This is a genomic window from Mesorhizobium sp. P2_E7 (assembly GCF_056403855.1).
Genome location: NZ_JBFUER010000001.1, coordinates 1742083 through 1755896, shown reverse-complemented (window position 1 = coordinate 1755896; position 13814 = coordinate 1742083). Strand labels below are relative to the sequence as shown.

The following is a 13814-nucleotide window of genomic DNA, read 5'->3' as shown; positions in this document are numbered from 1 at the left end:
CGGGAAATGTCCGCGCTTATCGAAACCGTCCTCTTTGTCTTCGGCCTTGTCGCGCTTGGCTATATCGCCGGGTGGACCGGCTATCTCCGGCCGGCGAGCGGCGAGGGCATATCGGAATTCGCCGTCAACGTGGCGATGCCGCTGCTGCTGTTCCAGACGATGGTGAAGTCCGATTTTCATGGCGTCGCGCCATGGTCGTTGTGGGGCGCTTACTTCGCGGCCGTCGCCATCACCTGGGCCGCCGGCCATCTGGTCACCACCCGTGTCTTCGGCAGGGATGCCCGCGCCGGCGTCGTCGGTGGGGTGTCATCGGCGTTTTCAAATGTCGTGCTGCTCGGCATTCCCTTCATCCTCGGCATATTCGGAACGGAAGGCTTCGAGGTGCTGTCCCTGCTGGTCTCGGTGCATCTGCCGACCATGCTGATGGCCTCGATCGTGCTGTTCGAAGTGTTCGGCCGCGGCAGCGGCGAACCCGTGCATCCCTGGCGCGTTGTCCGTAGATTTCTCAGGCGGGTGTTCACGAATCCGCTGATCATCGGCATTCTGGCGGGGCTTGCATGGCGCATAACCGGTGCGCCGCTGCCTGACGTCGCCATGCGCCTGGTGGATGCGCTGGCCGCTACGGCGGGGCCGGTGGCGTTGTTCGCCATGGGGCTCAGCCTGCGCCGCTTCGGCATATCGGGCAATGTCAGGCCGGCGCTGGTACTGTCAGCCCTCAAACTGTTCCTGATGCCGGCGCTGGTCCTGGTCTTCGTCTGGTTGCTCGGCCTGCCGCCCCTGACGGCTAAAGTGGCGGTGATGGTTGCTGCCATGCCATCCGGGGTCAATTCCTATCTAATCGCGGTGCAGTTCAACACCGGTCAGGCGCTGGCGTCGAACCAGATGACCATCGCCACGGCCTTGGCCGCTCTCACCACGACGTTCTGGCTGACGGTGGTGGTTCACGTCTTTGGATAGGCTAGGACTCGAAACTAGTTTACATGTGAATTTTCTCTGGTGTTTGGCTGGCCCAAAGCCTATATGCCATCTTGCAATTGCTTGCGGGGCTTGCCCTAGGTAAAGAGCAGTGGCTTTTCAGCGTGCCGGGCATACACGCCATCGCGTACGCTCATCGAAGACATTCACAGACCGGCCCGTCAGTGCGCCGAACGGAGGCTAGACCATGCTTCAGAAAACCAGCCATTTCATGCGCCAGGCCAATCTCATCAATGGCGAATGGGTGCAGGCCGACAGCGGCCAGACCGTCGACGTCAACAACCCGGCCACCGGCCTGAAGATCGGCACCGTGCCGAAGTCGGGCAAGGCGGAAACCCGCCGTGCCATCGAAGCCGCCAGCGAAGCCTTCAAGAGCTGGCGCAAGACGACCGCGCTGGAGCGCTCGAAGCTCCTGCGCAAGCTGCATGACGCGATGATGGACAATCAGGACGTGCTGGCCGAACTGCTCACCATCGAGCAGGGCAAGTCGCTGGCCGAATCCAAGGGCGAGATCGGCTCGGCCGCAGCCTATATCATGTGGTTCGCCGAGGAAGGCCGCCGCACCTATGGCGATGTCGTGCCGTCACCGTGGGGCGATCGCCGCATCCTGGTGACCAAAGAGCCGGTCGGCGTCATCGCTGCGATTACGCCGTGGAATTTCCCGTCCTCGATGCTTGCCCGCAAGCTCGGCCCGGCCCTTGCCGCCGGCTGCACCGCCGTGGTCAAGCCGGCCTCGCAGACGCCGTACTCCGGCCTTGCCTGGGGCGCGCTTGCCGAGGAAGTCGGCTTCCCCAAGGGCGTCGTCAACATCCTGACCGGCTCGGCCGCCGAAATCGGCGATGAGATCTGCGCCAACCCGCTGATATCGAAAATCACCTTCACCGGCTCGACCGAGATCGGCAAGCTTCTGATCCAGAAGTCGTCGGTCACCGTCAAGAAAGTGTCGATGGAACTCGGCGGCAATGCGCCGTTCCTGGTCTTCGACGACGCCGACCTCGATCGTGCCGTCGCCGGCGCCATCACGGCGAAGTACCGCAATTCCGGGCAGACCTGCGTTTGCACCAACCGCTTCCTGGTTCAGGCCGGCATTTACGACAAGTTTGTCGAGAAGCTGGTCGTCGCCAGCAATGGCCTGAAGGTCGGCTCCGGCCTCGAAGAGGGCGTGCAGCAGGGGCCGCTGATCGATGTGAAGGCGGTGGAGAAGGTCGAGGAATTCATCGCCGACGCCACGTCCAAGGGCGGCAAGGTCGTTGCCGGCGGCAAGCGCCACGCGCTTGGCGGCTCGTTCTTCCAGCCGACCGTCATCGCCAATGCCAAGCCTGACATGCGCTTCATGAAGGAAGAGATCTTTGGCCCGATCGCCCCGGTGTTCAAGTTCGAGACCGAGGAAGAGGCCATCGCGCTCGCCAACGACACCGAGTTCGGCCTTGCCGCCTATTTCTACACGGGCGATCTCGGCCGCGCCTTCCGCGTCATGGAAGGCCTGAAATACGGCATGGTCGGCGTCAATGAAGGCCTGATCACCACGCCGGAAGCGCCGTTCGGCGGCGTCAAGGAATCGGGCCTCGGCAAGGAAGGCGGACATCAGGGCATCGAGGACTATCTCGACACCAAATATGTCTGCATCGGCGGCCTCGGCCTCTGAAGCATTGACGGACAGGGCAGGCCTCGAGCCTGCCCTTGCCAGACCACCGCCAGCCAGCCTAAGTCCATGGATCAACGAACCAACGTTTGGGCATAGCGATGAAGGACGGCGAGGTCTTCGGCACGACGCAGGCGGGCGAACCGGTGCGCCGTTTTACCATCCGCGGCGGCGGCATCAGCGCCAACATCATCGGGCTCGGCGCCATCATCCAGGATCTGCGGCTCGCCGGCCACGATGCGCCGCTGGTGCTGGGCTATGACCGCTTCGAGCCTTACGAGACCGACCGGGCCTTCTTCGGCGCGGTCGTCGGTCGTTATGCCAACCGAATCCGCGACGGCCGCTTCACCATTGCCGGCCAGCGCTACCAGACCGAGCGCAACTTCCTCGGCAAACACACGCTGCATGGCGGTTCGCAGGGGTTTTTCCACCGGCCATGGACGGTTTCGCTGCACGGCCGGGATTTTGTCACGCTGACGCTGCACGATCCCGACGGCACGATGGGCTTTCCCGGCGCGCTGGACGTCACCTGCACCTACCGGCTGAAGATCCCCGGCACGCTCTCCATGGAACTGACCGCCACTTGCGAGGAGCCGACGCTGTGCAATCTGGCGCAGCATTCCTATTTCAATCTCGACGATGGCGGCAGCAGTGACATCCTCGACCATCGGCTGATGCTGAATGCCGGCGCCTATACGCCGGTCGATGGCGAGATGATCCCGACCGGCGTGATCAAGCCTGTCGACGGCACACCTTTCGACTTCCGCCAGGCGCGGCCGCTGCGCATGGAAACGGAAGGCGAGCAACTCCCCTACGATGTCAATTTCTGCCTGGCGTCAGACCGAGGACCGCTTCACCAGGTGGCGTGGGCTCAAGGCGCCAATTCAGGCGTCGAGATGGAAGTCTGGACCACCGAGCCCGGCCTGCAGCTTTACACCGGCCAGTATGTCGCACCGACCTCGGGCGGCCTGGACGGGCGGCGCTACAAGGCGTTTTCCGGCTTTTGCCTGGAAGCGCAGGCCTGGCCCGACGCGCCGAACCGGCCCTATTTCCCGCAGGCGACGCTGTGGCCGGGCCAGATCTATCATCAAGTGACGGAATACCGCTTCCGGCTTCCTTAAGGTGTCAGCCCTCGAAAGCGGTTTTTAGAACCTCGAACGGCGCCAGCGCGCCGCGCACCTGCACGACGGCGGCGGCGACATGGTGCGCGCGCTGTACGGCCTCGGCCGGCACATGGCCGGCAAGCCGGGCGGCGAGATAGCCGCCATTGAAGGAATCGCCGGCGCCGGTGGTGTCGACGGGGACAGCGACATGCTGGGCCGGAACCGGCTGCAGCGTCCCGCCAGTGGCGATCAGCGCCGGCTCCTCGCCATTCTTGACGACGACCTCGCTAACCAGCTTTCCCAATCGCTCGGCGGTCACCTGCGGTGCCGTATCGCCAAACAGCATCTGCTCGTCGGGAAAGGTCGGCAGCGCGATGTCGGTGACGGCAAGCGCGCCGAGGATCGCGGCTTGCGCCTCCTCGCGGCTTTGCCACAGGCGCGGCCGGTAGTTGGGGTCGAAGGCGACCAACGAACCGGCGGCGCGCGCCTTGGCGATGGCCGCCAGCAGCGTCTTGCGCGCGGCGCCGTCCAGAATTGCCAAGGTGATTCCGGAAAAATACACAAGCGCCTGGTTTTCAAGGCTTTTTGCCAAGGCGGTGGGGTCCGAGGCAAGCCGTCTGGCTGCCGCATCGCTGCGCCAATAGGTGAAGGCGCGCTCGGCGCCGGTCAAGGTGATGGCATAGAGGCCGGGCCGCGCGCCCGGGATGACCGGGCTGGCGCCAATGCCGATGCCGTTTTCGGCGAAGAACGAGATCTGACCCTGCGAGAACGGATCGTCGCCGAAGGCAGAGACGTAAGTGGCGGGCCGCTCGCCGCTCAGCGCATGCAGCGCCCACAGCGTGTTGAACGTGTCGCCGGCAAAGCCCATGCGCCAGTTCGGCCCGGTCTGGCCGGACAGTTCGAGCATGCATTCACCGATCGAAGCGACGCCGTCTGCTGCCATAACTCTCCCTCGGGGGTTGGTTTCGGTCCTGTAGCTTTTTGCGTCCGGCAGCGCCATGCTTGGCGGGGGCGGTTTTTTGCGCAAGAAGCGTTTTCCCACAGAAGCGGCGGGACGCGAATTGCTCCCTGAGACGTTATGTTTGGAAGAGGAACCGGTTTGGCATCACTATGGCGTTATCTTCTTGCGGGCCTTGGTCTGGCCGCCTTGCTGGCTGGCATATTGGCGATCGTCTATCTGACCGCGCCGCAATCGGCGCCAGGCCCGGATGTTTCGCGCTCGAAGAAAACGGCGAACGGCCTGTTTGTTGCCAGTTTCCAGCCGGAGCGGGGCGTTATCAAGCAAGGCGAGTTGCAATCCTGGCTGCTCACCCTGAAGACGGTCAAAGGCGATCCCGTGGAAGGTGCGGCGATCTCGGTCTCCGGCGGCATGCCGCAGCACAATCACGGCCTGCCGACCAGCCCTCAAGCCACCGACTATCTGGGCGAGGGGCGCTACCGCATCGAGGGGCTGAAGTTCACCATGAGCGGCGTGTGGCAGTTGCGCTTCGCCATTTCTGCCGCGGCCGGTTCCGACACGGTCGTCTTCAACGTGGTGCTGTGAGCCGATGAACCGCCTGTTGCGCCTTCTGGCACTGGCAGCGGTTCTGCTCACTGCGGGCTGCGGCAAGCCGCAATTTTCAGATGCCGAGAAAAAGACAATCGCTTCACTGGCGCTGAACGCCTTGCCGGCGCTGAAGCCCGATACGACCAACCGCTTCGCCGACGTGCCGGCCGCCGCGGCCCTGGGCTCCACTTTGTTCTTCGACCAGGGCATGAGCCATGACGGCACCGTGTCGTGCTCGACCTGCCACAAGATCGACCGGCAGTTCCAGGACGACCTGCCGCAGGCCGTCGGCGTCGGCCGCACCAACCGGCGCTCGATGCCGCTGGCTGGCGTGGCGCGCAATCCGTGGCTCTTCTGGGACGGACGGCGCGACAGCCTTTGGGCGCAGGCGCTGACGCCGCTGGAAAACCCGCTCGAACAGGCGGGAAACCGCGCCGCTTTCGCGCATTACATCCAGAAGCGTTTCGGCGCCCGCTACGAGCGCATCTTCGGGCCGCTTCCTGACCTTTCCACTGTCCCGGCCAATGCCAGCCCGCTCGGCAACGAAGCCGAGCAGGCGGCGTGGAAGGCGATGACTGCGGCCCAAATGGACGACGTCAACCGCGTCTTTTCCAACATCGGCAAGGCGATCGCCGCCTTCGAACGGTCGATCGAACCGGCGCAGACGCGCTTCGACCGGTTTGCCATCGACCTGGCGTCCGGCGCCAAGCCGAAAGCCGACGCTGCGTTTTCGCCGGAGGAAATCCTCGGGCTGAAACTATTCATCGGCAAGGCCAATTGCGTGACCTGCCATAACGGTCCGCGCTTCACCGACAACTCTTTCCACAACACCGGCGTGCCGCCGGTCAAGGATCTGCCGCTGGATCGCGGCCGCTTCGACGCGGTTGCCCAAGTCCAGGCCGATCCGTTCAATTGCTTCGGCGCCTTTCGCGATGGCGATACCAGCGCCTGCGGCGAGCTGCGTTTCATGGTCAAGGACGCGCCCGAACTGATGCGCGCCTACAAGACGCCATCGCTGCGAGGCGCGGCGACGCGGCCGCCCTACATGCATGCCGGACAGTTCTCCTCGTTGGAGGAGGTCGTGGCGCATTATGCGAAGGCGGAGGCGGCTGTCGAGGGCACCTCCGAGGTGCACCCGCTGCAGCTGTCGGAGCGCGAACGCGCGGCGCTGGTGGCGTTTTTGAAGACGCTGTCGGATTGAGGAGTCAGCGATCCTTCACCGTCTCCATCGCCACGAAGGTCGAGGTCTGGGCGACGTGGGGCAGGGCCGAGATGTGTTCGCCGAGCACGCGGCGGTAGGCGGCAATGTCGGTGGTGCGGACTTTCAGCAGATAGTCGAAGCTCGATGCCATCATGTGGCACTGCTCGATCTCCGGTACCGCCTGCACGGCGCGGTTGAAAGCGTCGAGCGCGGCCGAGCGCGTGTCCGACAGTTTGACCTGGACGAAGGCGACATGGCCTTCACCCATGCGCTCGCGGTCGATGATTGCCTGGTAGCCCCTGATATAGCCGTCTTTCTCCAGGCGCTTCACCCGCGCCTGCACCGGCGTCTTCGACAGGCCGACTTTGCCAGCCAGTTCCGACATGGACAACCGCCCGTCGCGCGCCAGCGCCGAGAGGATGTTTTTGTCGATGCGGTCCAATTGGTCTTCAGTCACCGATATTGCAGTCCATCTGACAAGAATTTGACCGCAATCATAGATCAATCGACCTGCCATGTCGATTTCTTTGGACCGGCTGAAAATACGGCTCTGTGCTAGCTTGCGCCATTCGGTCCGGCGACCGCCGGCCCGCTCCCAGATGCTCGCTCCGCAGGACCGCCATGCCGCTCGACACCATCCGCCAGCAGATCCGCGCCAACTACCTGCCCGACGAAGACGCGGCGGTGAAGAGGCTTGCCGAAGCAACCGGGCTTTCCACCAAAGACCGCGATGCGATCTCGGCTCGTGCCGCCGATCTGGTGCGGGCGGTGCGCGGCTCGTCTGACCCCAGGCTGATGGAGGTGTTTCTCTCGGCCTATGGGCTCTCCACCAAGGAAGGCGTGGCACTGATGTGCCTGGCCGAGGCGCTGCTGCGCGTGCCCGACACCGAGACCATGGACGACCTCATCGCCGACAAGATCGCGCCGCATGACTGGTCGGCGCATTCAGGCGGTTCGAGCTCGATCTTCGTCAACGCCTCGACCTGGGCGCTGATGCTGACCGGTCGCGTGCTCGACGAGGGCGAGGGCGGCATTGAAGGCACACTGCGCTCTATGGTGCGCCGGCTGGGCGAACCGGTCATTCGCAAGGCGGTCGCCGCCGCCATGCGCGAAATGGGCGAACAGTTCGTGCTCGGCCGCACCATTGCGGAGGCCGTCAAGCGCGGCAAGGCGATGATCCAGAAAGGCTATCTCTACTCCTTCGACATGCTGGGCGAGGCCGCCCGCACCGAGGCCGATGCGCTGCGCTACCTCAAGGCCTATGCCGATGCCATTTCCTCGCTCGATTCCGGCTCGAACGGTCCCGATATCAGGCAGAACCATGGCATCTCGGTCAAGCTGTCGGCGCTGCATCCTCGCTATGAAGAGGCGCAGAAGGAAAAGATGCTGCCTGTCATGGCCGAGCGGCTGCTGTCGCTGGCGCTGGCCGCGCGGCATTCGCGCATGGGCCTCAACATCGACGCCGAGGAGGCCGACCGGCTCGACCTGTCGCTGGATGTCATCGAGCGCGTGCTGGCCGAGCCGGAACTTGCCGGCTGGAACGGCTTTGGCGTCGTGGTGCAAGCGTATGGGCCACGCGCGGCCTTTACCATCGACTGGCTCTATGCGCTGGCGAAAAAGTACGACCGCAACATCATGGTGCGGCTGGTCAAGGGCGCCTATTGGGACACCGAGATCAAGCGGGCGCAGACGCTGGGCCTTGCCGGCTACCCCGTCTTCACCCGCAAGGCCAACACCGACGTTTCCTACATGGCCTGCGCCAAGAAGCTGCTGTCGATGACCGACCGCATCTACCCGCAATTCGCCACCCACAATGCCCACACCGTCGCCGCTATCCTGTCGATGGCCGACAATCGCGACGCCTTCGAATTCCAGCGCCTGCACGGCATGGGCGAGGCGCTGCATGAGACGGTGCGCCAGAGCGAAGGCACGCGCTGCCGCATCTATGCGCCGGTCGGCGCGCACTCCGATCTGCTCGCGTATCTGGTCCGCCGCTTGCTGGAGAATGGCGCCAACTCCTCCTTCGTCCATCAGCTCACGGATGAGGACGTCGAACCGGAGGATATTGCGCGCGATCCGCTCGAGACGGTCGAGGCCCAGGGCCCCGCCGCCAATCCGGCAATCGCTCGCCCGGCGACGATTTTCGGCGTCGGTCGGCGTAATTCGAAGGGTTTCGACATCACCGATCCGGTGACGCTGGCGGCGATCGACAAGGCCAAGGCGGCCTTCGCCGGGCCCGAGCGCTGGCATGCCAAGCCGATCACGCGTGCTGCCGGCTACGGCAAGCAGCGCCCGGTGGTCAATCCGGCGAAGCCTGCCGAGATCGTCGGCACGGTCAGCGAAGCCGCGGCCAAGCAGGTCGCGACGGCCGTGCGCTTTGCGGTCGAAGCGCAGCCGGCCTGGGCGAAACGTCCCGTCGCCGAGCGCGCGGCCATCCTCAACCGCGCGGCCGATCTCTATGAGGCCAATGCCGTCGAGTTCTTCGCGCTCGCCACAAGGGAAGCCGGCAAGTCGCTGGCCGACGGCGTCGCCGAAGTGCGCGAAGCCGTCGACTTTCTGCGCTACTACGCGGCCGAGGCCGCCAACAACGAAGCGGGCACCGAGGCGCGCGGCGCCATCGTCTGCATCTCGCCGTGGAACTTTCCGCTCGCCATCTTCACCGGCCAGATCGCGGCAGCACTGGTCACCGGCAACTCGGTCATCGCCAAGCCGGCCGAACAGACGCCGCTGATCGCCTTCCGTGCCGTCGAACTGTTGCGCGAGGCCGGCGTGCCGGAGGACGTCATCCAGCTTCTGCCCGGCGACGGCCCGTCGGTCGGTGGACCGCTGACGGCGGATCCGCGCATCGCCGGCGTCTGCTTCACCGGTTCGACCGAGGTCGCCAAGCTGATCGAGAAGCAGTTGGCCGAGACGGCTGCGCCCGACGCCATGCTGATCGCCGAGACCGGCGGCCTCAACGCAATGATCGTCGATTCCACAGCACTCCCCGAACAGGCGGTGCGCGACATACTAGCGTCTGCCTTCCAGAGTGCCGGCCAGCGCTGCTCGGCGTTGCGCGTGCTCTATGTGCAGAAGGACGTCGAGAAGAAGATGCTGGAGATGCTGAAAGGCGCCATGGAGGCGCTCACCATCGGCGATCCCTGGCAGATTTCGACCGATGTCGGGCCGGTGATCGACGATGAGGCGCAAAGCTCGATCCGCGACTATTGCACGACGATGGGCCTGCAGGGCCGGCTGATCGCCAAGCTCGAGGCGCCGAAGGATGGCCGCTTCGTCGCGCCGCATGTTTTCCGGGTCAAAGGCATCGAGGAGATGGAGCGCGAAGTGTTCGGCCCGGTGCTGCATGTCGCCAGCTTCGACGCCGACGGGATCGACGCCGTCATCGCCGCCATCAACCGCAAGGGCTATGGCCTGACGTTCGGCCTGCACACCCGCATCGAAGGCCGCGTCCAGCATTTCGTCGACGGCATCCATGCCGGCAACATCTATGTCAACCGCAACCAGATCGGCGCCGTCGTCGGCTCGCAGCCCTTTGGCGGCGAGGGGCTTTCCGGCACCGGGCCGAAGGCCGGCGGACCGCATTATCTCCGGCGTTTCCGCAAGGGACCGGAAGCTGCCACCGAGATTGCCGAGGGCGACAAGGTGACGGCCACCGAACTCGCCGACAATCTGCCCGATCCGACGCTTGGCGGCTGGTCGACGCGGCCGGACCGCATCGCCATTTTGAGAAAACATCTGCGCGGCAAGGGCGCGGCAGCGATCGGCGCTGCCGCCGGCATCGATTTCGGTCAGGTCGACCTGCCGGGACCGACCGGAGAGGCCAACACGCTGTCGCTTTCGCCGCGCGGCCGGGTGCTGTGCCTCGGGCCGGACGGCGACACGCTGCTGGCGCAGACGATCCAGGCGCTGGCGGCAGGCAACGCGGTGCTGGCCGTGGCGCCGGGGGCGCCGGCAGCCCTGTCGGCGCTGACCGGCAAGGGGCTGCCGCTGGCCGCCATAGATGGCCGGCCCGATCCGGTCGAGGCGCGCTCGCTGCGCGTCGACGTCGTCGCCTTCTCGGGCAAGCCCGAGGCGGCGCGCATCGTGCGCAAGGTGATCGCCAACCGGACCGGTCCGATCGTGCCGCTGGTCACCGAAGTGCTCAACCCGGCGGCCTACGCGCATGAACGCGCCGTCTGTGTCGACACCACGGCTGCCGGCGGCAATGCCAGCCTGCTCGCCGCAGCGTAGGGGACTTTTCGCGGCTCGCTTGCCTGCCTCGGATAGTAAGGGTATGCGCTAGCAGGCAGCAACGTGAGCGGGCGCAGCCGAACAGATGGAAGACACGTTCCGACCGTTTGAGCTGCCGCGCGTGTCGGTGGTCATCACCAGCCATAACTACCGCCCCTATGTCGAGGACGCCATTCGTTCGGTCCTGGCGCAAACCTATCAGAGATGGGACTGCGTCATCGTCGACGATGCCTCGACCGATGGCTCGGCCGAACATATCCGGCAACTCCTCCAGACAATAGACGATCCGCGCTTTCGCCTCCTGGCGCGCGCGGAGAATGGCGGACAACTCGCGGGATTTCGCGACGGCTTCGCCGCGACCGATGCGCCGTTCGTGGCGTTTCTCGATTCCGACGATGTGTGGCTGCCGGATTTTCTGCTGGCGCATCTGTCGGCCCATTTGAACGCGACACGCACGGCGGCCTTGTCGAGTTGCGATCTTTTTCTGATCGACCGCGATCGCCAACTTTTGAGCGGCACATATCTTGTCCTGCGCAAGCCGCGTTTCAAACCGGACGCGCGGGGCCTGGCCGTCACGCCCGGCAAGCAGCTTGGTGACCTTGCGCCCGACATCGCCTATTCGTCGGAGTATCCGATCACCTATTTTGGCCCTGATGCCTATGGCTGGATATGGGCGCCGACGTCATCGCTGCTTTTCCGGCGTGGCGCGCTGGAGCCGGTTCTGGCTTTTCCATTCAAGGCCGAGATGGGGACCGATTATCTTGCGGCGACATGTGCGCATCTGGCGGCAGGCAGCCTGATCCTGTCCGAATGCCTAGGCCTCTATCGCCTGCATGGGGCCAATGAATCAACCAATGTTTCTTTTGCCGGCGGCCACGTGCAACTGTCGCCGGGTTATCAGGCGCGCGAGACCGTCAGGGCTTTGGATGTCCTTGATTATGTCCTGGCCAACGCGACTTTGCTGAGAGCCGCCAACGGCAAGGCCTTCTTGCCCGAATTCCTGTCGCAGCACGTCAGACGTTTTGGCGTTTTGGCAGATGATCCGCGCCTGTTGCCTTTCCTGGATCGGCGCGGCCGGATCCGGCTGCGGCGCAAGCGCTTCGTCCGGTCGTTGCGGCGGCTGTTCGGCTTGGCAACCGCCTGAGGATCGGCAGGCCGCAAAGGCACTGATGTTCGGGCGAGGGCAGATCGGGATGGTGCGGACCGGAACCGTCCTCTGGTGAGGCCGTCTCAGGCGCCTTCGACGACCGAAAAGCCTTCGAACTGCGGATGGCCGAGATAGTGCACCTTGGAGGTGCCGGCATTGCGGTGGGCGGCGCGGAAATTCTCCGATTTGGTCCAGGCGACAAAATCCTCCTGGCTTGCCCACACCGTATGCGAGGCAAATAGCGTGTAGCCCTCGGTCTCGTTGACCGGGCCGCGCAGCAAATGAAATTCCCTGAAGCCTTTCATCTCCGAGAGGCTGGAATCGCGGTTTTTCCAGACATCCTCGAAGGCGGTTTCGGAGCCGTTCTGGACCTTGAAGCGGTTCATGGCGATGTACATTGGCTTCCTTTCGACGTGGATGAATTGCGATGGTCTTAAAACGGGCCGATCCGCGCCCTGAACACCCAGCTTGACTTGCCGGTTTCGGTTGGGATGGGCGGGAACGGAGCCTGCTGGCGCACCAGTTTCAGGGCGAATTGGTCGAGTTCTGCGGATCCAGAACTCTCGGCAAGCTGCAAGTCGCTGATGCTGCCGTCAGCCGCGACGACGAAGACGACCCTGGCATTGTTGAGAGCTTTTTCTTGAATCGCTTTCGAAACGCGGCGGTTGGCGCGGGCAAGCTTCTTCTGAATCTCACCGCTGTAGCGGGCTTCCATCGCATTGCCGGCCGCGCCCTGTTTTTTACCCTTGCTTGCAACCGCCGGCGCGTCGCGCTCCTCACCATCTGCCGCCCCGCGCGTATCTCCCGATCCCGCTGGTGCACTCGGCCTTGCGCTTGGAACTGGTGGCTTGGCAGCAGGCAAATCAACAGGAGGTTCGTCTGCCGGAGGCGCCTCCAGGCTTTGTGTTTGCACCGCCTCTTGTGTCGACTTCTCGGCGCTTGGGGCGACACTTTGATCATGTGGGATGGCGGCCGTCAGTGTGTCTGGAGCGGCGGTTGCCTGTTCGGCCGCTTCCGGCTCCGGCTCGGGTGCCGGCGGCTCCTTGACGGGCTGAGGCGCCTCGGCTGGCGGGGCGGGTTTAACGGCCTTGGGCTTGGGCGGCTGCGGATCGGTCACCAAGGCGACATCGATCGCGTCGGGAGCCTGGCTGTCCAAAGCGCTGCCGACCACGTCGGCGCCCGATTGATCGGCGCCCTCCGACTGTATTGCGTTGCTGGAATCGAATGTTCCGGCCGGCGAGATCAGAAACGCTACCGCCGCGGCATGAAGCAGGCAGGAGGCGATGATCGCCACCGTCCATTTGCGGTCAGCTGACGCCGGCCGCGACTGCGCAAGCGGCTCGGCAGGCGCAATCGCCAGGTCGTTGCCGGCGTCGGGGAGGGGGTTGATGTCCTGCATGGTTCGCGGCGAGACCTGCCGCGAGCGCGGCGGAATTGTCAAATCAAGATCGGTTGCCGGCCATGACGGTGGGCTGGAGAGGGGCCAAACCGCGCTGTCTTGCTTGAAGGCGGGATGCAGGCCCACCTCAGACGCCGAAGGCGATGCCGGTCTTGGTCTCAGTCTTCAGGCCGCGCATGCAGGCAGCCGGCTCGACACCGGCGCCGGCGCATTCGGTGGCGCTGTTGATCAGCACGCGGCTGAGTTTGGTGCAGTCGGTGCCGGCGAGATCGAAGCGGGTCACCTTGGTCTTGCCGGCCGGCAGGTCCTTGAAATCCAGCACGCTGAGACGGTCGACGACACCGGCCTCGTTGAAAAGCGCGATCTCGAAGGCCGCCTTGGACAGATCGGCGCCGAGCGCGTTGTTGACGACGAAGGTCAGGCGGCAGCCCTTGTCCGATGGCTGAGCGGCATTGAGCTCGAGGCTGAGTTGCGGCGCCGGCGCGGACTGAGCCCACGCCGGCGCGGAGCCAAGCGACATCGCCAGCATCGAGGTCAACAGACGAAGCGATGTCGTCAAGCTTGTCATTGA

The 13814-nt window shown here is 64.6% G+C and carries 12 protein-coding genes; 7 read left to right on the top strand and 5 right to left on the bottom strand.

Features of this window, described 5'->3' with window-relative positions; translation table 11 throughout:
* Positions 1 to 6: 6 nt before the first annotated feature.
* The 3 genes from AC1DYC_RS08940 to AC1DYC_RS08930 all read left to right on the top strand — a co-directional run bounded on the left by AC1DYC_RS08940 (position 7) and on the right by AC1DYC_RS08930 (position 3738).
* On the top strand, positions 7 to 957 hold the full coding sequence (locus AC1DYC_RS08940) for an AEC family transporter (RefSeq protein ID WP_477405546.1): 951 nt from the start codon (positions 7 to 9) through the stop codon (positions 955 to 957).
* Between the two features lie 205 nt (positions 958 to 1162).
* Positions 1163 to 2620, top strand: coding sequence for an NAD-dependent succinate-semialdehyde dehydrogenase (locus AC1DYC_RS08935; RefSeq protein ID WP_477280853.1), 1458 nt, complete (start codon positions 1163 to 1165; stop codon positions 2618 to 2620).
* Positions 2621 to 2712: 92 nt separating this feature from the next.
* On the top strand, positions 2713 to 3738 hold the full coding sequence (locus tag AC1DYC_RS08930) for an aldose epimerase family protein (RefSeq protein WP_477408223.1): 1026 nt from the start codon (positions 2713 to 2715) through the stop codon (positions 3736 to 3738).
* Between the two features lie 4 nt (positions 3739 to 3742).
* Here AC1DYC_RS08930 and AC1DYC_RS08925 read toward each other — a convergent pair whose 3' ends face one another.
* A complete protein-coding gene (locus AC1DYC_RS08925; RefSeq protein WP_477405544.1) occupies positions 3743 to 4663 on the bottom strand; it encodes a sugar kinase in 921 nt (306 codons plus the stop codon).
* Between the two features lie 156 nt (positions 4664 to 4819).
* Between AC1DYC_RS08925 and AC1DYC_RS08920 the strand changes: the two genes are divergently transcribed.
* Entirely contained in the window at positions 4820 to 5263 is a 444-nt protein-coding gene (locus AC1DYC_RS08920) for a FixH family protein (RefSeq protein ID WP_352557407.1), read from the top strand.
* A 4-nt stretch (positions 5264 to 5267) separates the two neighbouring features.
* The gene (locus AC1DYC_RS08915; protein WP_477405542.1) at positions 5268 to 6467 is read left to right on the top strand and encodes a cytochrome-c peroxidase; all 1200 of its coding nucleotides are present in this window, start codon (positions 5268 to 5270) and stop codon (positions 6465 to 6467) included.
* 4 nt (positions 6468 to 6471) lie between these two features.
* Here the strand turns inward: AC1DYC_RS08915 and AC1DYC_RS08910 are convergent, their stop codons facing one another.
* Positions 6472 to 6924, bottom strand: a complete 453-nt coding sequence (locus AC1DYC_RS08910) for an Lrp/AsnC family transcriptional regulator (RefSeq protein WP_477307316.1) — start codon at positions 6922 to 6924, stop codon at positions 6472 to 6474.
* 164 nt (positions 6925 to 7088) lie between these two features.
* On the opposite strand from AC1DYC_RS08910, the gene putA reads away from it, so the two are divergent.
* Complete coding sequence (gene putA / locus AC1DYC_RS08905; RefSeq protein WP_477405540.1) at positions 7089 to 10697, top strand: bifunctional proline dehydrogenase/L-glutamate gamma-semialdehyde dehydrogenase PutA; 3609 nt, start codon at positions 7089 to 7091, stop codon at positions 10695 to 10697.
* 85 nt (positions 10698 to 10782) lie between these two features.
* A complete protein-coding gene (locus tag AC1DYC_RS08900; RefSeq protein WP_477405538.1) occupies positions 10783 to 11841 on the top strand; it encodes a glycosyltransferase in 1059 nt (352 codons plus the stop codon).
* 86 nt (positions 11842 to 11927) lie between these two features.
* Here the strand turns inward: AC1DYC_RS08900 and hmuQ are convergent, their stop codons facing one another.
* The 3 genes from hmuQ to AC1DYC_RS08885 all read right to left on the bottom strand — a co-directional run bounded on the left by hmuQ (position 11928) and on the right by AC1DYC_RS08885 (position 13811).
* Positions 11928 to 12242: a heme-degrading protein HmuQ gene (hmuQ, locus tag AC1DYC_RS08895; protein ID WP_477405536.1), complete on the bottom strand. Its 315-nt coding sequence runs from the start codon at positions 12240 to 12242 to the stop codon at positions 11928 to 11930.
* 35 nt (positions 12243 to 12277) lie between these two features.
* Entirely contained in the window at positions 12278 to 13243 is a 966-nt protein-coding gene (locus AC1DYC_RS08890) for an energy transducer TonB family protein (protein WP_477405534.1), read from the bottom strand.
* Between the two features lie 127 nt (positions 13244 to 13370).
* Positions 13371 to 13811, bottom strand: a complete 441-nt coding sequence (locus AC1DYC_RS08885) for a hypothetical protein (RefSeq protein WP_477405532.1) — start codon at positions 13809 to 13811, stop codon at positions 13371 to 13373.
* Positions 13812 to 13814: the final 3 nt, after the last annotated feature.

Coding starts and splice junctions, on each gene's coding strand:
- hmuQ (WP_477405536.1), bottom strand. CDS start 12,242: ATGTACATCGCCATGAACCGCTTCAAGGTCCAGAACGGCTCCGAAACC.
- AC1DYC_RS08890 (WP_477405534.1), bottom strand. CDS start 13,243: ATGCAGGACATCAACCCCCTCCCCGACGCCGGCAACGACCTGGCGATT.
- AC1DYC_RS08935 (WP_477280853.1), top strand. CDS start 1,163: ATGCTTCAGAAAACCAGCCATTTCATGCGCCAGGCCAATCTCATCAAT.
- AC1DYC_RS08915 (WP_477405542.1), top strand. CDS start 5,268: ATGAACCGCCTGTTGCGCCTTCTGGCACTGGCAGCGGTTCTGCTCACT.
- AC1DYC_RS08940 (WP_477405546.1), top strand. CDS start 7: ATGTCCGCGCTTATCGAAACCGTCCTCTTTGTCTTCGGCCTTGTCGCG.
- putA (WP_477405540.1), top strand. CDS start 7,089: ATGCCGCTCGACACCATCCGCCAGCAGATCCGCGCCAACTACCTGCCC.
- AC1DYC_RS08925 (WP_477405544.1), bottom strand. CDS start 4,663: ATGGCAGCAGACGGCGTCGCTTCGATCGGTGAATGCATGCTCGAACTG.
- AC1DYC_RS08900 (WP_477405538.1), top strand. CDS start 10,783: ATGGAAGACACGTTCCGACCGTTTGAGCTGCCGCGCGTGTCGGTGGTC.
- AC1DYC_RS08885 (WP_477405532.1), bottom strand. CDS start 13,811: ATGACAAGCTTGACGACATCGCTTCGTCTGTTGACCTCGATGCTGGCG.